The sequence below is a fragment of the Streptomyces sp. NPDC019937 genome, from assembly GCF_040631655.1.
Lineage (GTDB): Bacteria > Actinomycetota > Actinomycetes > Streptomycetales > Streptomycetaceae > Streptomyces.
Genome location: NZ_JBEYAL010000032.1, coordinates 40,792 through 61,300, shown reverse-complemented (window position 1 = coordinate 61,300; position 20,509 = coordinate 40,792). Strand labels below are relative to the sequence as shown.

Genomic DNA, 20,509 nt, shown 5'->3' with positions numbered 1-20,509 from the left:
CACCGCGAGCGCCACCGAGAGCGCATCCTCCGGGATCTCGGAGCGCAGCGCCGATGTGATCGTCGTCGGCGCCGGACCGGCCGGTTCCACTACGGCGTACCACCTGGCCAAGTCGGGACTCGACGTCCTGCTGCTGGAGAAGACGGCGTTCCCGCGCGAGAAGGTGTGCGGCGACGGGCTGACCCCGCGCGCGACCAAGCAGCTCGTCGCGATGGGCATCGACATCTCCGAGGAGGCGGGCTGGCTGCGCAACCGGGGCCTGCGGATCATGGCCGGCGGCCTGCGGCTGGAGCTGGACTGGCCGGACCTGGCCGCGTACCCCGACTACGGCCTGGTGCGTAAGCGCGACGACTTCGACGACCAGCTGGCGCGGCAGGCCCAGAAGGCCGGGGCGCGGCTGTACGAGCGCTGCAACGTGGGCGCCCCGATCGTCGACGACCGCACCGGCCGCATCACCGGCGTCGAGGCGAAGCTGGGCGAGGAGAAGACGCCCGTCACCTTCCACGCGCCGCTGGTCGTCGCCGCCGACGGCAACTCCACCCGGCTCTCCCTCGCCATGGGCCTGCACCGGCGTGAGGACCGCCCGATGGGCGTGGCGGTGCGCACGTACTTCACCTCGCCCCGGCACGAGGACGACTACCTCGAATCCTGGCTGGAGTTGTGGGACCGGCGCGGCGCGGAGGACCGGCTGCTGCCCGGCTACGGCTGGATCTTCGGCATGGGCGACGGCACGAGCAACGTCGGCCTCGGCGTGCTCAACACCTCGTCCTCCTTCAAGGAGCTGGACTGGCGCGAGATCCTCAAGGCGTGGTGCGCGTCCATGCCGGAGGAGTGGGGCTACACCCCGGACAACATGACCGGCCCGATCCGCGGCGCGGCCCTCCCCATGGCCTTCAACCGGCAGCCGCACTACACCCGCGGGCTGCTGCTGGTCGGTGACGCGGGCGGCATGGTCAACCCGTTCAACGGCGAGGGCATCGCCTATGCGATGGAATCCGGTCAGATCGCGGCGGACGTGATCGTCCAGGCCCAGTCCCGCGCCACGCCCGCCCAGCGGGAAATGGCCCTGCGGCGCTATCCGCAGGTCCTCAAGGACGTGTACGGCGGCTACTACACGCTGGGCCGCGCGTTCGTGAAGCTGATCGGCAACCCGAAGGTGATGAAGCTGGCGACGGAGCGCGGGCTCACGCATCCGATGCTGATGCGCTTCACGCTGAAGCTGCTGGCCAACCTGACGGATCCGACGGGCGGCGACGCCATGGACCGCATCATCAACGCCCTGACGAAGGTGGCACCGCGCGCCTGACGGCCCGCCGTCCTCAGGCGGCGTCGGGGCTCGCGCTGGTGATGACGCCGAACGGGGCGCCCGCCACGTCCGTCAGCCACGCCATCCGCCCGATGCCCTCCGACGTCATGGCGGGCATCAGCACGGACCCGCCCAGCTCCTGACCCTTCGCGACCACTCGGTCACAGTCCGCCACTTCGAAGTACGGCAGCCACTGCGGCGGCGTCGAATGCCCCTCCTGGAGCTGCGCGACGCCGCCGAAGGTGCCGTCCTTACCGCCGCCGCCCGTCGACAGGACGGTGTAGGACCCGCCGGGGAAGGACATCTCCTCGAAGTCCCAGCCGAAGACGGTGCGGTAGAAGGCGCGGGCCGCGGCCGGGTCGGGGGAGTGCAGCTCGGTCCAGCACAGCGAACCGGGCTCGGTGACCACCTCGAGGCCGGGGGTCTTGCCGGGCTGCCAGACCGCGAACCGGGCCCCGCCGGGGTCGGTGAACTGCCCCATCCGCCCCTCGTCGAAGACGTCGAACGGCGCGGTGCGCACATGGCCGCCCGCCTGCTCGACGGAGCGCGCGGTGGCGTCGGCGTCCACGGTCTGGAAGTACGGGGTCCAGGCGGACCGGGCCCCGGCGTCGGTGAGCGGGCCGAGGGCGGCGACGGTCTTGCGGCCGTGGGTGAAGAAGCCGTATCCGCCCGCTTCGGGACCGGCCGACTCGAAGGCCCAGCCCAGCAGTCCGCCGTAGAAGGCCCGGGCCGCCTCGGTGTCGGGGGCGCCGAGATCCAGCCAGTTGGGCGCGCCGGGGACGAAATCGGTGGTGAGCATGGCTGCTCCTTCAACGATCGTGCGCAAGGGGCTCATGTGGTGCTCTGACGACAGTTCTCAGTCTGGCACCGGGCGGTCGCGCGGGCCCGCCGACGGTGGTGACAATGAAGTGAGGGGGCGCCGTGCGCGTCCGCGGCGGCGACGCCGGATCGATCGGGCCCGCGGGCCGGTTCTTCCGCCGGTGGGCCTTTCAGGAGGTACGCCATGACGAAGGCCGCAGACATCATGCACCCGGGGGCCCAGTGGATCCCGGCGACGGAGAACCTGGAGCGCGCCGCGCAGTTGATGCGCGATCTGGACGTGGGCGCCCTGCCCATCAGCGACAGCCAGGAGCGGCTGTGCGGCATTCTCACCGACCGGGACGTCGTCGTCGGCTGTGTGTCCCAGGGCCGCGATCCGTCCCGGATGACGGCGGGGGACCTCGCCAAGGGCACGCCGCGCTGGATCAGCGCGGACGCCGACGTCTCCGAGGTGCTGCGGGAGATGGAGGACCACCGGATCCGCAGGCTGCCGGTGATCGACAAGAACAAGCGGCTGGTCGGGATGATCAGCGAAGCGGACCTCGCCCATCACCTCTCCGACGACCAGATCGGCGAGTTCGTGGAGAAGGTGTACGCCGCGTAGACAGGCGTGAGGCCGCCGTTCCCCTATGAGCGGCGAGGAACGGCGGCCCCATGGCCGAAAACAGCCTGCTACGACCCAGCTGCCCGAGGCGGCTCAGAGGACGCGGACGGCCCCGGTCGGCTGGTCGTAGTCCAGCGGACGCTCGACGATGCCCGTGCTGGGGTTCTGGGCGCCGATGAACTTGCCGCCGCCGATGTAGACGCCGACGTGGTACGCGCTGCCCGAGCCGCCCCAGTAGAGCAGGTCGCCCGGCTGGAGGTTGTCCAGCGACACCTGGGTACCGGTGGCCGACTGGTCCTGGGAGACCCGCGGCAGGTCGATGCCGACCTGCTTGAACGCGGCCTGGGTCAGGCTGGAGCAGTCGTAGGAGGACGGACCGCTGGAACCGAGCACATACGCCTTGCCCAGCTGCGCCTTGAGGAAGCTGATCACCGCGGCGGCGTTGCCGGTGGCGTTCGAGACGGAGGTGGTGGAGAGGGTGGCGCGCTCGGCGGAGCGCGACGCCTTCTCGGCCCGGGCCTCGGCGGCCTTCTTGGCGGCGGCGCGGCGCGCCTCGGCCTCGCGCTCCTTCTTGTCGGCCTCCGCCTTGGCCTTCTTGGCGGCGGTCTTCGCCTGGGAGGCCGCCTGGTCCTGCTGGGCCTGGAGCTCGTAGCCGGAGGCCGCCTGCTGGGTGGCGGCGGCCGTCTGGGCGGCCGTGTTCGCCAGCGTGTCGCTGACGGTCGGCATTTCGACCGTCGCCTCGTGGGCGGGCTCGGCGGCGGAGGCGGGCACCGCGGCGCCGGCCACCGCGAGGGTGAGGAAGCCACCGGTCATCCCGGCGCGGAGTGCACGCGTGGAAGCGGCGGCGCGGCGGGGCTTCCGGTGGCTGGGTATGTGTGCGATCGGGGACATAGGTCACTGGGTACCAGGGCCCAAAGGCCCGGATCAACAAAAGTGGGCTGCGCCACATTGGGCGTGTTCATGCCCAAAATCCGGACCAAATGATCTTCATCGCGGGCGCCGGGGCCATGTCCGACTTCCTCGATCATGTGTGTACGCATGGCATTTGGCGTCACGCGGTAACGGCGGGCGGCCTATCACTGATGCGGCCCGCATACCAATGGTTCCCGTCAAATCGAGATCCACAACTCTTCGCGAGGTGGGATACCTCACTCACTCGTGTCCATTTTGTGACGCTCGTGAACGGAGGCGCGAAGCGGTGGTCGAAGGGTGCTCGGATCGGGCTCGGGTGACGGATCGAGGGGAGCCGAGGGGGAGGGTCACTCGCGCGGATGGCGACCCCATACCAGCTGACGCTGCCCCACTCAAATTTGCATGTATGTACCATATCTTGGTAGGGGCGCAACGCGCTCACCTGTGATGACATCTTCGATTGTCACCTCTCGTGACTGAATGGATGCTTCACGTACAAGATCACCGCTCATCCGACTTCATGATCCTTCGTCAGGTGGTGGAGATCACAAAGACGTTGGCGTACCCCGTGTCGCAGATCACAGACCGACGGGCATAAGATGCAGGCGAAACGGGCTTGTGAACTGCCTCACATGAGCACGATCTTCGTGAGGCGACGGCACGTCCGTGCGGTCCGCCAGCCAGTCATCGTCGACTGAAGGGAGCGAGGACGGTGAACGCATACGCGCCCATCCTCGTACTGGGAGCCCTCGGGGCAGCTTTTGCGATCTTCTCGGTGTTCATGGCCGCGATCATCGGCCCCAAGCGCTACAACCGGGCCAAGCTCGAGGCCTACGAGTGCGGGATCGAGCCGACTCCACATCCGGCCGGCGGTGGGCGCTTCCCCATCAAGTACTACCTGACGGCGATGCTCTTCATCGTCTTCGACATCGAGATCGTCTTCCTCTACCCCTGGGCCGTCACCTTCGACGCCCTCGGGTTGTTCGGGCTCGTGGAGATGCTCCTCTTCGTGCTCACCGTCTTCGTCGCCTACGCCTACGTGTGGCGGCGCGGCGGCCTGGAGTGGGACTAAAGGGGCTCAAGAGGAGATAGGGGAAACAGCGCATGGGTATCGAAGAGAAACTTCCGAGCGGGTTCCTGCTGACCACCGTCGAACAGGCCGCCGGGCTGGCCCGTAAGTCCTCCGTCTTCCCGGCCACCTTCGGCCTGGCCTGCTGCGCCATCGAAATGATGACGACGGGCGCCGGACGCTACGACCTCGCCCGCTTCGGCATGGAGGTCTTCCGCGGCTCGCCCCGGCAGGCCGATCTGATGATCGTCGCGGGGCGGGTCAGCCAGAAGATGGCCCCGGTGCTGCGCCAGGTCTACGACCAGATGCCGAACCCGAAATGGGTCATCTCGATGGGCGTGTGCGCCTCCAGCGGCGGCATGTTCAACAACTACGCGATCGTGCAGGGCGTCGATCACATCGTCCCCGTGGACATCTACCTGCCCGGCTGCCCGCCGCGGCCCGAGATGCTCTTGGACGCGATCCTCAAACTGCACCAGAAGATCCGCGAGGAGAAGCTCGGTGTGAACCGCGAGCGTGCGGCCCGTGAGGCGGAGGAAGCGGCGATGAAGGCGCTCCCGACGATCGAGATGAAGGGGCTGCTGAGGTGACAGCGAACGGTAACGGGGTCAATCCCGACAAGGACCTCAACGCCGAGAACCTTCCCGGCCGCCGCGGTGACCAGGGCGAGGCCATCCGCGTCCAGCGCGGCATGTTCGGCGCCAACAACGGCGGCGACACCACCGGCTACGGCGGTCTGGTGCGCCCCGTGCGGCTGCCGGGCCAGGCCACCCGCCCGTACGGGGGCTGGTTCGACGAGGTCGCCGACGAACTCGAGGGCGCGCTGGAGGAGCAGTCGCTGCTCCCGGACAACGCGATCGAGAAGACCGTCGTGGACCGCGACGAGCTGACCTTCCACATCGCCCGCGAGCACCTGCCGCGGGTCGCCCGGACCCTGCGCGACGACCCGGCGCTCCGCTTCGAGCTGTGCACGGGCGTCAGCGGGGTTCACTTCCCCGGCGACAAGGGCCGTGAGCTGCACGCCGTCTACCACCTGCGGTCGATCACCCATAACCGGGTGCTCCGGCTGGAGGTGAGCGCCCCGGACAGCGATCCGCACATCCCGTCGATCGTCGACGTCTATCCGACCAACGACTGGCACGAGCGGGAGACCTACGACTTCTTCGGCATCGTCTTCGACGGTCACCCCGCGCTCACGCGGATCATGATGCCGGACGACTGGCAGGGCTTCCCGCAGCGCAAGGACTACCCCCTCGGCGGCATCCCCGTCGAGTACAAGGGCGCCCAGATCCCGGCTCCGGACCAGCGGAGGTCGTACAGCTGATGTCTGCCACCCACGCAACCCCCTCCGCCTCCGCGCGCGAGACCACCGAGGGCACCGTCTACACCGTCACCGGCGGCGACTGGGACGAGGTCGTGGCCTCCGCGGCGAAGGCCGACGACGAGCGGATCATCGTCAACATGGGTCCGCAGCACCCCTCGACCCACGGGGTGCTCCGGCTGATCCTGGAGATCGACGGCGAGACGGTCACCGAGGCCCGCTGCGGAATCGGCTATCTGCACACCGGGATCGAGAAGAACCTCGAATTCCGGAACTGGACGCAGGGCACCACGTTCGTGACGCGCATGGACTATCTGACGCCCTTCTCCAACGAGGCGGCGTACTGCCTGGGCGTCGAGAAGCTGCTCGGCATCGAGGACCAGATCCCGGACCGCGCCACCGTCATCCGGGTGCTGATGATGGAGCTGAACCGGCTCTCCTCCCATCTGGTGTGCATCGCCACCGGCGGCATGGAGCTGGGCGCGACCACCGTCATGATCTACGGATTCCGGGACCGCGAGCTGATCCTGGACCTCTACGAGCTGATCACCGGCCTGCGGATGAACCACGCGTACATCCGGCCCGGCGGCCTCGCCCAGGATCTGCCGCCCGGCGCGGTCGACCAGATCCGCGCGTTCCTGAAGACGATGCGCAAGAACATGGTCGAGTACGACAAGCTCGCGACCGGGAACCCCATCTTCAAGGCCCGCCTCCAGGACGTCGGGTACCTCGACCTCGCGGGCTGCATGGCGCTCGGCGTGACCGGCCCGATACTGCGCTCGACCGGCCTGCCGCACGATCTGCGCAAGGCCCAGCCGTACTGCGGCTACGACACGTACGACTTCGAGGTGCCGACCGCCGACACCTGCGACGCGTACGGGCGCTTCCTGATCCGGCTGGAGGAGATGCGCCAGTCGCTGCGGATCGTCGAACAGTGCCTGGACCGGCTGGAGCCCGGACCGGTGATGGTCGCGGACAAGAAGATCGCCTGGCCCGCGCAGCTCGCGCTCGGGGCGGACGGGCTCGGCAACTCCCTCGACCACATCAAGAACATCATGGGCACCTCGATGGAGGCCCTGATCCACCACTTCAAGCTGGTGACCGAGGGATTCCGGGTCCCGCCCGGACAGACGTACGTGGCCGTCGAGTCGCCCAAGGGCGAACTGGGCGTGCACATGGCCAGCGACGGCGGCACCCGCCCGTACCGCGTCCACTTCCGCGATCCGTCGTTCACCAATCTCCAGGCCGTGGCGGCCATGTGCGAGGGCGGCCAGGTCGCCGACGTCATCGTCGCCGTCGCGTCCATCGACCCCGTGATGGGAGGCGTCGACCGGTGAGTGATGTGACGCTGGGGATGCCGCAGCTGCCGGCTCCCGACTACCCGGCCGAGGTGCGGTCCCGGCTCGAAGCGGACGCTGCGGAGGTGATCGCCCGCTACCCGGACAGCCGCAGCGCCCTGCTGCCGCTGCTGCACCTGGTGCAGTCCGAGGAGGGCCATGTCACCCGCACCGGCATGCGGTTCTGCGCCGAGATGCTGGACCTGACCACCGCCGAGGTCACCGCGGTCGCCACCTTCTACACCATGTACCGGCGCAAGGCCTCGGGCGACTACCAGGTCGGGGTGTGCACCAACACCCTGTGCGCGGTGATGGGCGGGGACGCGATCTTCGAGGAGCTGCAGCGCCATCTGGAGCTGGGCAACGGGGAGACCACCGAGGACGGCAAGGTCACCCTGGAGCACATCGAGTGCAACGCGGCCTGCGACTTCGCCCCTGTGGTGATGGTCAACTGGGAGTTCTTCGACAACCAGACCGTCGACTCCGCCAAGCGGCTGGTCGACGACCTCCGGGCGGGCCGCACCGTCACCCCGACCCGGGGCGCGCCGCTGTGCACGTTCAAGGAGACCGCGCGCATCCTCGCCGGTTTCCCCGACCCGCGCCCCGGAGCCGTCGAGGCCGGTGGCTCCGCCGGTCCCGCCTCGCTCACCGGGCTGCGGCTGGCCAAGGGGGAGGAGGCGCCCGGCCGGGTCGTCTCGCCGCGGCACGGGGGAGCCCCGCAGGACGAGACGCCGCCGGCGCATCCCAGTTCGCACGACGCGCCGCAGCGGACCTCGGCCTCCGATCCGCACCACCCGTCAGGTCCGGTCGCCGAGGAGGGGGAGTGATGACCGTGACGACCGAGCGATCCGAGCACAGCCCCGAGAAGCTGCTGGCTCCCGTGCTCTCCGCGCACTGGGACGAGGCGAAGTCCTGGACGCTGCGCGCCTATCTGCGGCACGAGGGCTACCAGGGCAGCGCCAAGGCGCTCGCCATGGACCCCGATGCCGTGATCGCGCTGGTGAAGGACGCCGGACTGCGCGGCCGCGGCGGCGCGGGCTTCCCCACCGGGATGAAGTGGCAGTTCATCCCGCAGGGCGACGGCAAGCCGCACTATCTCGTCGTCAACGCCGACGAGTCGGAACCCGGCACCTGCAAGGACATCCCCCTTCTCTACGCCAATCCGCACGCCCTCATCGAGGGCATGGTCATCGCCTGCCACGCCATCCGCTCCGAGCACGCCTTCATCTACCTGCGCGGCGAGACCGTGCCGGTGCTGCGGCGGCTGCACGAGGCCGTGCGCGAGGCATACGAGGCGGGCTACCTGGGCACGGCCGAGCGGCGCCGGCAGAAGCTCGGGGTGGACGGGCTCCCCGGCCTCGACATCACGGTGCACGCGGGCGCGGGCGCGTACATCTGCGGTGAGGAGACCGCACTGCTGGACTCGCTGGAGGGACGCCGCGGCCAGCCCCGGCTGCGGCCTCCCTTCCCCGCGGTGGCCGGTCTGTACGCGTGCCCCACTGTCGTCAACAACGTCGAATCCATCGCCTCGGTTCCCTCGATCCTGAACAAGGGCAAGGAATGGTTCCGTTCGATGGGCAGCGAGAAGTCCCCGGGCTTCACGCTCTACTCGCTGTCGGGCCATGTGGCCAACCCCGGCCAGTTCGAGGGCCCGCTCGGCATCACCCTGCGCCAGCTGCTCGACATGAGCGGCGGCATGCGCCCCGGCCACCGGCTGAAGTTCTGGACGCCCGGCGGCTCGTCCACCCCGCTGCTCACCGAGGAGCACCTCGACGTGCCGCTGGACTACGAGGGCGTGGGCGCTGCCGGGTCGATGCTGGGCACCAAGGCGCTCCAGTGCTTCGACGAGACCACCTGCGTGGTGCGGGCGGTGACCCGCTGGACCGAGTTCTACGCGCATGAATCCTGCGGCAAGTGCACACCCTGCCGCGAGGGCACGTACTGGCTGGTGCAGCTGCTGCGCGACCTGGAGGCCGGCAAGGGGCGCATGGCCGACCTCGACAAGCTGGCCGACATCGCCGACAACATCAACGGCAAGTCCTTCTGCGCGCTGGGCGACGGCGCCGCCAGCCCCATCTTCTCCTCGCTGAAGTACTTCCGGGCGGAGTACGAGCAGCACATCACCGGCGGAGGCTGTCCCTTCGACCCGGCCAAGTCCACCGTCTGGGCCGACGAGCCGCGCACCACTGTGGGGGTGACCGCATGACCGTGACCACCAACGCACCCTCGGGAGGCGGGGAGGCGGCGGTGCCGCGAGAGGATCTGGTCTCCGTCACCATCGACGGGATCGAGATCTCCGTCCCGAAGGGGACGCTGGTCATCCGCGCCGCCGAGCTCCTCGGGATCGAGATCCCGCGCTTCTGCGACCATCCGCTGCTCGACCCCGCGGGCGCCTGCCGCCAGTGCATCGTCGAGGTGGAGGGCCAGCGCAAGCCGATGGCCTCGTGCACCATCACCTGCACCGACGGCATGGTCGTGAAGACCCAGCTCACCTCGCCGGTCGCCGAGAAGGCGCAGCGCGGGGTGATGGAGCTGCTGCTGATCAACCATCCGCTGGACTGCCCGGTCTGCGACAAGGGCGGTGAATGCCCGCTGCAGAACCAGGCGATGAGCGCCGGACAGGCCGACAGCCGGTTCGAGGGCCAGAAGCGCACGTTCGCCAAGCCGGTCCCGATCTCGGCCCAGGTGCTGCTGGACCGCGAGCGCTGTGTGCTGTGCGCGCGCTGCACCCGCTTCTCCAACCAGATCGCGGGCGACCCGATGATCGAGCTGCTGGAGCGCGGCGCGCTGCAGCAGGTGGGCACCGGCGAGGGCGACCCGTTCGAGTCGTACTTCTCCGGCAACACCATCCAGATCTGCCCGGTGGGCGCGCTCACCTCGGCCGCGTACCGCTTCCGCTCCCGCCCCTTCGACCTGGTGTCCTCGCCCAGCGTGTGCGAGCACTGCGCGGGCGGCTGCGCGACCCGCACCGACCACCGGCGCGGCAAGGTCATGCGGCGCCTCGCGGCGGACGACCCCGAGGTCAACGAGGAGTGGATCTGCGACAAGGGCCGCTTCGGCTTCCGGTACGCCCAACTCCCGGACCGGCTCTCCACCCCGCTGGTGCGGAACGGCGAGTCGGGGAAGCTGGAGCCCGCGGGCTGGCCCGAGGCCCTGGCGGCGGCGGCCGAGGGGCTGGCCGCGGCGCGCGGCCGCACCGGGGTGCTGACCGGCGGCCGGCTGACGGTGGAGGACGCGTACGCGTACGCCAAGTTCGCGCGGACCGTCCTGGAGACCAACGACATCGACTTCCGGGCCCGGGCGCACAGCGACGAGGAGGCCGACTTCCTGGCCGCCCACATCGCGGGCCGCGGCCGTGACCTGGACGGCGGCGGACTGACGTACGCCGCGCTGGAGAAGGCGCCCGCGGTGCTGCTGGCCGGGCTCGAGGCCGAGGAGGAGGCGCCCGGGGTCTTCCTGCGGCTGCGCAAGGCCTACCGCAAGCACGGCCAGCGGACCTTCTCGCTCGCCACCCACGCCACCCGGGGCCTGACGAAGGCGGGCGGCACCCTGCTGCCCGCCGCGCCCGGCACCGAGACCGAGTGGCTGGACGCGATCGCGGGCCGTACGGGCCTGGACGAGGACGGTGAGCGGGCCGCCGAGGCGCTGCGCGAGGAGGGCGCGGTCATCGTCGTCGGCGAGCGGCTGGCGTCGGTGGTGGGCGGACTGACCGCCGCCGTACGGGCCGCGGCCGCCACCGGCGCCACGCTCGCGTGGATCCCGCGCCGGGCGGGCGAGCGGGGCGCGATCGAGGCGGGCGCGCTGCCCGGGCTGCTGCCCGGCGGCCGCCCGGCGCACGATCCGCGGGCCCGTGAGGAGACCGCCGCGGTGTGGGGGATCTCCGATCTGCCGCACCAGGTGGGCCGCGACACCGGCCAGATCGTGGAGGCCGCCGCGAGCGGCGGGCTCGGCGCGCTGCTGGTCGGCGGGGTCGAGCCGGCGGATCTGCCCGACCCGGAGCGGGCCCTGGCGGCCCTGGACGCGGCCGGGTTCGTGGTCAGCCTGGAGCAGCGGCCCTCGGAGGTCACCGAGCGGGCGGACGTGGTGCTCCCGGTCGCGGCGGTCGTCGAGAAGTCCGGCACGTTCCTCAACTGGGAGGGCCGGGCCCGGCCGTTCGAGGCCGCGCTCAAGCCGGACCAGATGACCCGCCGTCACACCCTCCCGGACGCCCGGGTGCTGCACATGCTGGCCGACGCCCTCGATACGGACCTGGGCCTGCCGGACGTGGCGGCCGCCCGCGCCGAGCTGACCCGGCTCGGCACCTGGCAGGGGCTGCGCGCCACCGCCCCGCTGGAGACCGGGGGCCCGCTGCCCCGGCCCGCCGAGGGCGAGGCGGTGCTCGCCGGTCACCGGCTGCTGCTCGACCAGGGGCGGCTCCAGGAGGGCGATCCGGCGCTGACGGCGACCCGGCACGCCGCGGTGGCCCGGCTCTCGGCGGCGACCGCCGAGGAGGCGGGGGTGCGCGACGGCCAGCCGCTGCGGGTCACCGGCCCGGCCGGTTCCGTCCAGCTGCCCCTGTGCGTGACGCCGATGCCCGACCGGGTCGTCTGGCTGCCGCTGAACTCCACCGGCGGCGGCGTGCGGCGCGATCTGGGCGCCCGCCCCGGTGACGTCGTCACGATCACCGCTCCTGTGACCGAGCCGGAGGTGACCTCATGAGGTATCTCGCCGCGGAGGACCTGTCGATGTTCGGCCACGACCCGTGGTGGCTGATCCTGATCAAGGTCGTGTTCTGCTTCGCGTTCCTGATGCTGACGGTGCTGATCTCCATCGTCATGGAGCGCAAGGTGATGGGCTGGATGCAGCTGCGCATCGGCCCGAACCGGCACGGGCCCTGGGGCATGCTGCAGTCCCTCGCGGACGGCGTGAAGCTGATGCTCAAGGAGGACGTGGTCGTCAAGGGCGCCGACAAGGTGGTCTACGTCCTGGCGCCGATCGTCGCGGCCATCCCCGCCTTCATGGCGGTCGCGGTGATCCCGTTCGGCCCGGCCGGCGGGGAGGTGTCGGTGTTCGGGCACCGCACCGCGATGCAGCTGACCGACCTGCCGATCGCCGTCCTCTACATCCTCGCCACCGCCTCGGTCGGCATCTACGGCATCGTGCTGGCGGGCTGGTCCTCCGGGTCGACGTATCCGCTCCTCGGCGGCCTGCGCTCCTGCGCCCAGATGATCAGCTACGAGATCGCGATGGGCCTGTCCTTCGCGGCGGTGTTCCTCTACTCCGGGTCGATGTCGACCTCGCAGATCGTCGCCTCCCAGCAGGACCGCTGGTACGTGGTGCTGCTGCCGGTCTCGTTCCTCATCTACATCGTGGCGATGGTCGGGGAGACCAACCGGGCGCCGTTCGACATGCCGGAGTCCGAGGGCGACCTGGTGGGCGGCTTCAACACCGAGTACTCGTCGATCAAGTTCGCGCTGTTCATGCTCGCCGAGTACATCAACATGGTCACCGTCTCGATGGTCGCCGTGACCCTCTTCCTCGGCGGCTGGCGGGCGCCCTGGCCGATCAGCACCTTCTGGGAGGGCGCCAACCACGGCTGGTGGCCGCTGCTGTGGTTCCTCGGCAAGGTCGTCTCGTCGCTGTTCGTCTTCATCTGGATCCGCGCCTCGGTGCCCCGGGTGCGCTACGACCAGTTCATGAAGCTGGGCTGGAAGGTCCTCATCCCGATCTCGATGGTCTGGCTGATGCTGGTCGCCACCGTGCGGGCGCTGCGCAACGAGAACTACGACAACCAGTCGATCGTGCTGTACGTCGGCAGCGCGGTGATCGCGCTGCTGCTGCTGTCCTTCGTCGTCGACGTCTTCCGCGACCGCGGGGCGGCGGCGAAGGGCGAGGCCGAACCGGCGGAGGAGGGCCCCGAGCCCGCCTTCGACCCGATGGCGGGCGGATTCCCGGTGCCGCCGCTGCCCGGCCAGTCCCTGCCGCCCGTACCGCGACGGCGCTCCCGACAGGACCGGGAGCTGATTGTCAGTGGTGGCCCCGACACTGTCAGTGACGGAAAGGAGGCCGATGGTGTCTGACTTCCAGAACCCGGTGGCCGGCTTCGGCGTGACCTTCAAGGCCATGTTCAAGAAGCGGCTGACCGAGCAGTACCCCGAGGAGAAGAAGCCCACCGCGCCCCGCTTCCACGGACGTCACCAGCTCAACCGGCATCCGGACGGGCTGGAGAAGTGCATCGGATGCGAGCTGTGCGCCTGGGCCTGCCCGGCGGACGCGATCTACGTGGAGGGCGCCGACAACACCGACGAGGAGCGCTACTCCCCGGGCGAGCGCTACGGCCGCGTCTACCAGATCAACTATCTGCGCTGCATCCTGTGCGGCCTGTGCGTCGAGGCGTGCCCCACCCGGGCGCTGACCATGACCAATGAGTACGAGCTGGCCGACCGCACCCGCGAATCGCTCATCTACACCAAGGAGGAGCTGCTCGCGGGGCTCACCGAGGGCATGGTCGACAGCCCGCACGCCATCTACCCCGGGATGGACGAGCAGGACTACTACCGGGGGCTGGTGACCGAGGCCGCGCCCGGGACCACCCGTCAGACCGCGGTCAGCAAGGGCGAGACCCTGTCCGACCAGGCCGCGGGCAACGAGGAGACCCAAGCGGAGACGCAGGCGGAGAACCAGCGGGGGGTGGAGGCATGAGCGGCGCACTGGCCGCGGCGGCCTCCACCACCTCCACCGGGGAGGCCGTCCAGTTCTGGGTGCTCGGCACGGTCGCCGTGATCGGCGCGCTGTGCACGATCCTGATGCGCAAGGCCGTGCACAGCGCCCTGAGCCTGGCCGGCACCATGATCGTCCTGGCGATCTTCTACCTCGCCAACGGGGCGTATTTCCTGGGCGTCGTCCAGATCGTGGTCTACACCGGCGCGATCATGATGCTCTTCCTCTTCGTCGTGATGCTGGTCGGCGTCACCGCGGCGGATTCGCTGAAGGAGACCCTGAAGGGGCAGCGCTGGCTCGCCGCCCTGTGCGGGCTGGGCTTCGGCATCCTGCTGTGCGCCGGCATCGGGAACGCCTCGCTGAAGACGTTCGACGGGCTGGCGCAGGCCAACTCCGGCGGCAATGTGGAGGGTCTGGCGGCCCTGGTCTTCACCAAGTACGTCTTCGCCTTCGAGATCACCGGCGCGCTGCTGATCACGGCGGCGGTCGGCGCGATGGTGCTGACCCACCGCGAGCGCACCGAGCGGGCGCGCACCCAGCGCGAGCAGTCCGAGGCGCGGGTGCGCACCGGCAAGCACGTCCCGCCGCTGCCCGCCCCCGGTGTCTACGCCCGGCACAACGCGGTGGACATCCCCGGTCTGCTGCCCGACGGCACGACCTCCGAGCTGTCGGTCAACGCGACGCTGCGCGCCCGCGGCCAGGTCCGGGACGTCTCCGGTGAGGCGCTGGCGGAGTTGGCGGCGCTGGAGCGGCGCTCGGAGCGCTGGCTGGGGCGGCGGGCCCCCGAAGACGCTGCCGGCGAGGGCGCCGACAGCGCCTCCGAGGACGCCGAGCACCACAAGGGAGTCGCCAAGTGAATCCGGTCAACTACCTCTACCTGGCCGCCCTGTTGTTCACCATCGGTGCGGCCGGGGTCGTGATCCGGCGGAACGCGATCGTCCTCTTCATGTGCGTCGAGCTGATGCTGAACGCGTGCAACCTCGCGTTCGTCACCTTCTCCCGGCTGCACGGCAACCTCGACGGCCAGATCATCGCGTTCTTCACGATGGTCGTCGCGGCGGCGGAGGTCGTGGTCGGCCTCGCGATCATCGTGACCGTCTTCCGCTCCCGCCATTCGGCCTCGGTCGACGACGCCAGCCTGATGAAGCTCTAGAAGGGGTCGCGTTCAAGTGGAGAACCTCATCGGATTGCTCGTCGCGGCCCCGCTGCTCGGCGCTGCCCTGCTGCTGTGCGGGGGCCGGCGGCTGGACCGCACGGGCCACTACCTCGGCACGGCGCTCGCGGGCGCCTCCTTCGTGATCGGCGCCGTGCTCTTCGCCGACATGCTCGGCCGGGGCGAGCACGACCGCGCCCTGCACAGCCAGGTCTTCAGCTGGATTCCGGTGGGCGGCTTCCGCGCGGACGTCGCCTTCCAGCTCGACCAGCTGTCGATGACCTTCGTCCTGCTGATCTCGGGTGTGGGCACGCTGATCCACATCTACTCGATCGGCTACATGGCGCACGACGAGCGGCGCCGCCGCTTCTTCGGCTATCTCAATCTCTTCCTCGCGGCCATGCTGTTGCTCGTCCTCGCCGACAACTACCTGCTGCTGTACGTCGGCTGGGAGGGCGTCGGCCTCGCCTCGTACCTGCTCATCGGCTTCTGGCAGCACAAGCCGAGCGCGGCGACGGCGGCGAAGAAGGCGTTCATCGTCAACCGCGTCGGTGACATGGGCCTGTCCATCGCGATCATGCTGATGTTCACGACCTTCGGCTCCTTCGCCTTCGCCCCGGTGCTGTCGAACGCGACCGACGCGAGCGAGGGCAAGCTCACCGCCATCGGGCTGATGCTGCTGCTCGCCGCGTGCGGCAAGTCGGCCCAGGTGCCGCTGCAGTCCTGGCTCGGCGACGCGATGGAGGGCCCGACCCCGGTCTCGGCCCTGATCCACGCGGCGACCATGGTGACCGCGGGCGTCTACCTGATCACCCGCTCCGGCGCGATCTTCAACGCGGCGCCCGACGCCCAGGCCGCGGTGGTCGCGGTCGGCGCGGTCACGCTGCTCTTCGGTGCGATCGTCGGTTGCGCGAAGGACGACATCAAGAAGGCCCTGGCCGGGTCCACCATGTCGCAGATCGGCTACATGATCCTGGCCGCCGGGCTCGGCCCGATCGGCTATGTCTTCGCGATCATGCACCTGGTCACCCACGGCTTCTTCAAAGCGGGCCTGTTCCTCGGCGCCGGGTCGGTCATGCACGCCATGAACGACGAGGTCGACATGCGCAAGTACGGGGGCCTGCGAAAGTACATGCCGGTCACCTTCGTCACCTTCGGGCTCGGCTACCTCGCCATCATCGGCTTCCCGGGGCTCTCCGGCTTCTGGTCCAAGGACAAGATCATCGAGGCGGCCTTCGCCAAGGGCGGCACCGAGGGCTGGATCCTCGGCGGCGCGGCCCTGCTGGGCGCGGCCATCACCGCGTACTACATGACGCGCGTGATGCTGATGACGTTCTTCGGCGAGAAGCGATGGGAGCCCGCGCCCGACCCGGACCAGGCGCCCAGCGTCGAACCCGGTCTCGACGTGCGCCCCGGCGAGCTGCCGCATCCGCACGAGTCGCCGAAGTCCATGACCATCCCCATGATCGTCCTGGCCTTCGGATCGGTCTTCGCGGGCGGTCTCTTCAGCCTGAACGACGCGTTCCTGAAGTGGCTGGAGCCGGTCACCGGCCACAGCCACGGCGACTCCCCGCTCAGCGCCGCCGCCGTCACCGCCGGGACGATGGTCGTCCTGGCCATCGGCGTCGCCCTCGCCTGGGCGCAGTACGGGCGCCGGCCCGTGCCGCGCACCGCGCCGCGCGGCTCCCTGCTCACCCGGGCCGCCCGCCGCGACCTGCTTCAGGACGACTTCAACCACGTCGCGCTCGTCCAGCCCGGCCGCTACCTCACCCGCGGTCTGGTCTACCTCGACCACAAGCTGGTCGACGGGGTGGTCAACGGCACGGCGGCCGGGGTCGGCGGGCTCTCCGGCCGATTGCGCAAGCTCCAGAACGGCTACGCCCGTACGTACGCGGTCTCGATGTTCGGCGGTGCGGCGCTTCTCATCGCCGCGACCCTGCTGATGAGGGCGGTCTGAGTCATGTCATTTCCCCTGCTGACGGTCACGGCCGCGGTGCCCGCCCTGGGCGCGGTCGCCACCGCCGCCGTGCCCGCCGCCCAGCGCGCCGCCGCCAAGTGGGTGGCGCTGGCCTTCTCCCTGGTCACCCTCGCCCTCGCGGTGGTCGTCGCGGTCCGCTTCGACCCGGGCGGCGCCCGCTTCCAGCTCACCGAGTCCCACGCCTGGATCAAGGACTTCGGGGTCCGCTACGAACTGGGTGTGGACGGCATCGCGGTCGCTCTGATCGCGCTCACCGCCGTGCTCATCCCCTTCATCATCCTGGCGGGCTGGCATGACGCCGACCCGCTGGAAGGCGCCCGGCCCAACCGCCGCTGGCGGCCCACCCAGGGCTTCTTCGCGCTGATCCTGCTGGTCGAGGCGATGGTGGTGATCTCCTTCGAGGCCACCGACGTCTTCCTCTTCTACATCTTCTTCGAAGCCATGCTCATCCCGATGTACTTCCTCATCGGCGGCTTCGGGGACCGGGCCGGGGAGCGGTCCGAGGAGGAGACGGCCACCCAGCGCAGTTACGCCGCCGTGAAGTTCCTGCTGTACAACCTGGCGGGCGGGCTGATCATGCTGGCCGCGGTGGTCGGGCTCTACGCGGTCACCGCCGACGACCTGGGCACCGGCACCTTCTCGCTCCAGCAGATCGTGGACGCCCGGGCGAGCGGCCAACTCGACATGGGCACCGGCATCGAGCGGCTGCTGTTCCTCGGCTTCTTCTTCGCCTTCGCCGTGAAGGCGCCGCTGTGGCCGCTGCACACCTGGCTGCCCAACGCGATGGGCGAGTCCACCTCGCCCGTCGCCGTGCTGATCACCGCGGTCGTCGACAAGGTCGGCACCTTCGCGATGCTCCGCTTCTGCCTCCAGCTCTTCCCCGAGGCCAGCAAGTGGGCCACCCCGGTGATCCTGGTCCTCGCGCTCATCAGCATCATCTACGGCGCGCTGCTGGCGATCGGCCAGCGGGACATCAAGCGGCTGATCGCCTACGCGTCGATCTCCCACTTCGGCTTCATCATCCTCGGCATCTTCGCCATGACCACCCAGGGCCAGAGCGGCGCCACCCTCTACATGGTCAACCACGGCATCTCGACCGCCGCGCTGATGCTGGTCGCCGGGTTCCTCATCACCCGGCGCGGCTCGCGGCTCATCGCCGACTACGGCGGTGTGCAGAAGGTTGCCCCGGTGCTCGCCGGCACCTTCCTGATCGGCGGTCTCGCCACCCTCTCGCTGCCCGGGCTCGCGCCCTTCATCAGCGAATTCCTGGTGCTCGTCGGCGCGTTCAGCCGCTATCCGGCGGCCGGTGTCATCGCCACCGTCGGCATCGTGCTCGCCGCGCTCTACGTCCTCATCCTCTACCAGCGCACCATGACCGGTCCGGTGAAGGAGGAGGTGCGGTCCATGCCCGATCTGCGGCCGCGCGAACTGCTCGTCGTCGCGCCGCTGATCGCCCTGCTGCTCTTCCTCGGCGTCTACCCCAAGCCGCTGACCGCGATCGTCAACCCGGCCGTGGACCACACGCTGTCCGTGGTGGACGAGAAGGATCCCAAGCCCGCTCACCCCGTCACTGACGCGGGCTGGTTCCACTACAGCCCCAAGCCCGAGGGTGCGTCCCACGACGGTGCTTCCGGAGGTGCCAAGTGACCCACGCGGCCACTGTCCACAGCCTGTGGACGACAGCGGCGGCGGCGCCCGACAAGATCCCCGCGCCGCACATCGAGTACGGGCAGCTGGCGCCCACCCTGATCGTGCTCGGCGCCGCGATCGTCGGCGTACTGATCGAGGCGTTCCTGCCGCGCGCCCAGCGGTACGCGGCGCAGCTGTTCGTCTCCGTCGTCTCCCTCGCCGCGGCCTTCGCGGCCGTCATCGGCCTCGCCGCGAGCGACTACGGCACCGGAAAGGCCCATGTCGCGGCCATGGGCGCCGTCGCCGTCGACGGGCCCGCGCTCTTCCTCCAGGGCACCATTCTCCTGGTCGCGCTGGTCTCGGTGTTCACCTTCGCCGAGCGGCGGCTCGACCCGGTCGTCCACGGCAACCGCGTCGACAACTTCGCGGCCCAGGCCGCCGCCATCCCCGGCGGCGACGCCGAGAAGGCCGCCGTCAAGGCCGGGTTCACCACCACCGAGGTCTTCCCGCTGGTCCTCTTCGCGGTGGGCGGCATGCTCGTCTTCCCCGCCGCGAACGATCTGCTGACCCTCTTCGTGGCGCTGGAGGTCTTCTCCCTCCCGCTGTACGTCCTGTGCGCGCTCGCCCGGCGCCACCGGATGCTCTCCCAGGAGTCCGCCGTCAAGTACTTCCTGCTCGGCGCCTTCTCCTCGGCGTTCCTGCTCTTCGGGATCGCCCTGCTGTACGGCTACGCGGGCACCGTGACGTACGCCGGTCTCGCGGACGTCGTCGACGGCCAGGTCCGCAACGTCACCCCGGCGCTCGCCGGGACCATGGGCAACGACGCGCTGCTGCTCATCGGCGGGGCGATGGTGCTGATGGGCCTGCTGTTCAAGATCGGCGCGGTTCCGTTCCACATGTGGACCCCGGACGTCTACCAGGGCGCCCCCACCCCGGTCACCGGCTTCATGGCCGCGGCCACCAAGGTGGCGGCGTTCGGCGCGCTGCTGCGGCTGCTGTACGTCGTCCTGCCGGGGCTGCGCTGGGACTGGCGGCCGGTGATGTGGGGCGTCGCCATCGTCACCATGCTGGGCGGCGCGATCGTCGCCGTCACCCAGACCGATGTGAAGCGGCTGCTGGCCTACTCCTCCATCGCGCACGCCGGGTTCATCCTCGCCGGTGTCATCGCCACCACCCCCGAGGGCATCTCCTCCGTCCTCTTCTACCTCGCCGCGTACTCCTTCGTGACCCTCGGAGCCTTCGCGGTGGTCACCCTGGTCCGCGACGCGGGCGGCGAGGCCACCCACCTGTCGAAGTGGGCCGGGCTCGGCCGCCGTTCGCCGCTGGTGGCCGCGGTCTTCGCGGTCTTCCTGCTGGCCTTCGCCGGTATCCCGCTGACCAGTGGGTTCGCGGGGAAGTTCGCGGTCTTCAAGGCGGCGGCGGACGGGGGTGCGGGTGCGCTGGTCGTGATCGGTGTGATCTCGTCGGCGATCGCGGCCTTCTTCTACATCCGCGTCATCGTGCTGATGTTCTTCAGCGAACCCCGCACCGACGGCCCCTCGGTGGCCGTCCCGAGCCCCCTGACCTCCTCGGCGATCGCGATCGGCGTCGCGGTCACGGTGGTGCTCGGCGTGGCCCCGCAGTACTTCCTGGACCTGGCGGGTCAAGCGGGCGTCTTCGTGCGGTAGCCGCACCAGCCGCTT

The 20,509-nt window shown here is 70.0% G+C and carries 18 protein-coding genes; 16 read left to right on the top strand and 2 right to left on the bottom strand.

The features are described 5' to 3' along the window. Positions 1-34: 34 nt before the first annotated feature. Positions 35-1,306 (top strand): geranylgeranyl reductase family protein, encoded by a 1,272-nt coding sequence (locus ABZ562_RS28820; RefSeq protein ID WP_361485178.1) that lies wholly within the window; start codon positions 35-37, stop codon positions 1,304-1,306. A 13-nt stretch (positions 1,307-1,319) separates the two neighbouring features. On the opposite strand, the gene ABZ562_RS28815 is transcribed toward ABZ562_RS28820, so the two are convergent. Next, a complete protein-coding gene (locus tag ABZ562_RS28815; protein ID WP_361485077.1) occupies positions 1,320-2,105 on the bottom strand; it encodes a VOC family protein in 786 nt (261 codons plus the stop codon). A gap of 204 nt (positions 2,106-2,309) precedes the next feature. Between ABZ562_RS28815 and ABZ562_RS28810 the strand changes: the two genes are divergently transcribed. Next, complete coding sequence (locus ABZ562_RS28810) at positions 2,310-2,729, top strand: CBS domain-containing protein (RefSeq protein WP_361485075.1); 420 nt, start codon at positions 2,310-2,312, stop codon at positions 2,727-2,729. 93 nt (positions 2,730-2,822) lie between these two features. Here the strand turns inward: ABZ562_RS28810 and ABZ562_RS28805 are convergent, their stop codons facing one another. Beyond that, complete coding sequence (locus tag ABZ562_RS28805) at positions 2,823-3,620, bottom strand: C40 family peptidase (RefSeq protein WP_361485073.1); 798 nt, start codon at positions 3,618-3,620, stop codon at positions 2,823-2,825. 733 nt (positions 3,621-4,353) lie between these two features. Here ABZ562_RS28805 and ABZ562_RS28800 point away from each other — a divergent pair. Genes ABZ562_RS28800 through nuoN form a run of 14 tightly spaced genes read left to right on the top strand, consistent with a single transcriptional unit; the run spans position 4,354 to position 20,494 of the window. Next, positions 4,354-4,713, top strand: coding sequence for an NADH-quinone oxidoreductase subunit A (locus ABZ562_RS28800; protein WP_055555973.1), 360 nt, complete (start codon positions 4,354-4,356; stop codon positions 4,711-4,713). A 32-nt stretch (positions 4,714-4,745) separates the two neighbouring features. Next, on the top strand, positions 4,746-5,300 hold the full coding sequence (locus ABZ562_RS28795) for an NADH-quinone oxidoreductase subunit B family protein (RefSeq protein WP_361485071.1): 555 nt from the start codon (positions 4,746-4,748) through the stop codon (positions 5,298-5,300). Further along, complete coding sequence (locus ABZ562_RS28790; RefSeq protein WP_361485069.1) at positions 5,297-6,034, top strand: NADH-quinone oxidoreductase subunit C; 738 nt, start codon at positions 5,297-5,299, stop codon at positions 6,032-6,034. The genes ABZ562_RS28795 and ABZ562_RS28790 overlap by 4 nt, the downstream gene beginning before the upstream one ends. Next, a complete protein-coding gene (locus ABZ562_RS28785) occupies positions 6,034-7,368 on the top strand; it encodes an NADH-quinone oxidoreductase subunit D (RefSeq protein WP_361485067.1) in 1,335 nt (444 codons plus the stop codon). The genes ABZ562_RS28790 and ABZ562_RS28785 overlap by 1 nt, the downstream gene beginning before the upstream one ends. Before the next feature lie 17 nt (positions 7,369-7,385). Next, entirely contained in the window at positions 7,386-8,195 is an 810-nt protein-coding gene (gene nuoE / locus ABZ562_RS28780) for an NADH-quinone oxidoreductase subunit NuoE (protein WP_055556166.1), read from the top strand. Next, on the top strand, positions 8,195-9,574 hold the full coding sequence (gene nuoF, locus ABZ562_RS28775; RefSeq protein ID WP_361485065.1) for an NADH-quinone oxidoreductase subunit NuoF: 1,380 nt from the start codon (positions 8,195-8,197) through the stop codon (positions 9,572-9,574). Before nuoE ends, nuoF begins: the two co-directional genes overlap by 1 nt. Then, a complete protein-coding gene (locus ABZ562_RS28770; protein ID WP_361485063.1) occupies positions 9,571-12,066 on the top strand; it encodes an NADH-quinone oxidoreductase subunit G in 2,496 nt (831 codons plus the stop codon). The genes nuoF and ABZ562_RS28770 overlap by 4 nt, the downstream gene beginning before the upstream one ends. Then, on the top strand, positions 12,063-13,427 hold the full coding sequence (gene nuoH, locus ABZ562_RS28765) for an NADH-quinone oxidoreductase subunit NuoH (RefSeq protein WP_361485061.1): 1,365 nt from the start codon (positions 12,063-12,065) through the stop codon (positions 13,425-13,427). Before ABZ562_RS28770 ends, nuoH begins: the two co-directional genes overlap by 4 nt. Then, entirely contained in the window at positions 13,417-14,049 is a 633-nt protein-coding gene (gene nuoI / locus ABZ562_RS28760; RefSeq protein ID WP_361485059.1) for an NADH-quinone oxidoreductase subunit NuoI, read from the top strand. The genes nuoH and nuoI overlap by 11 nt, the downstream gene beginning before the upstream one ends. Next, positions 14,046-14,924: an NADH-quinone oxidoreductase subunit J gene (locus ABZ562_RS28755; protein WP_361485057.1), complete on the top strand. Its 879-nt coding sequence runs from the start codon at positions 14,046-14,048 to the stop codon at positions 14,922-14,924. The genes nuoI and ABZ562_RS28755 overlap by 4 nt, the downstream gene beginning before the upstream one ends. After that, on the top strand, positions 14,921-15,220 hold the full coding sequence (nuoK, locus tag ABZ562_RS28750; protein WP_009715954.1) for an NADH-quinone oxidoreductase subunit NuoK: 300 nt from the start codon (positions 14,921-14,923) through the stop codon (positions 15,218-15,220). The genes ABZ562_RS28755 and nuoK overlap by 4 nt, the downstream gene beginning before the upstream one ends. Positions 15,221-15,236: 16 nt before the next feature. Further along, on the top strand, positions 15,237-17,177 hold the full coding sequence (nuoL, locus tag ABZ562_RS28745) for an NADH-quinone oxidoreductase subunit L (protein WP_361485055.1): 1,941 nt from the start codon (positions 15,237-15,239) through the stop codon (positions 17,175-17,177). Between the two features lie 3 nt (positions 17,178-17,180). Then, positions 17,181-18,845 (top strand): NADH-quinone oxidoreductase subunit M, encoded by a 1,665-nt coding sequence (locus ABZ562_RS28740; RefSeq protein ID WP_361485053.1) that lies wholly within the window; start codon positions 17,181-17,183, stop codon positions 18,843-18,845. Continuing rightward, positions 18,842-20,494, top strand: coding sequence for an NADH-quinone oxidoreductase subunit NuoN (gene nuoN / locus ABZ562_RS28735; protein ID WP_361485051.1), 1,653 nt, complete (start codon positions 18,842-18,844; stop codon positions 20,492-20,494). Before ABZ562_RS28740 ends, nuoN begins: the two co-directional genes overlap by 4 nt. Positions 20,495-20,509 lie beyond the last annotated feature (15 nt).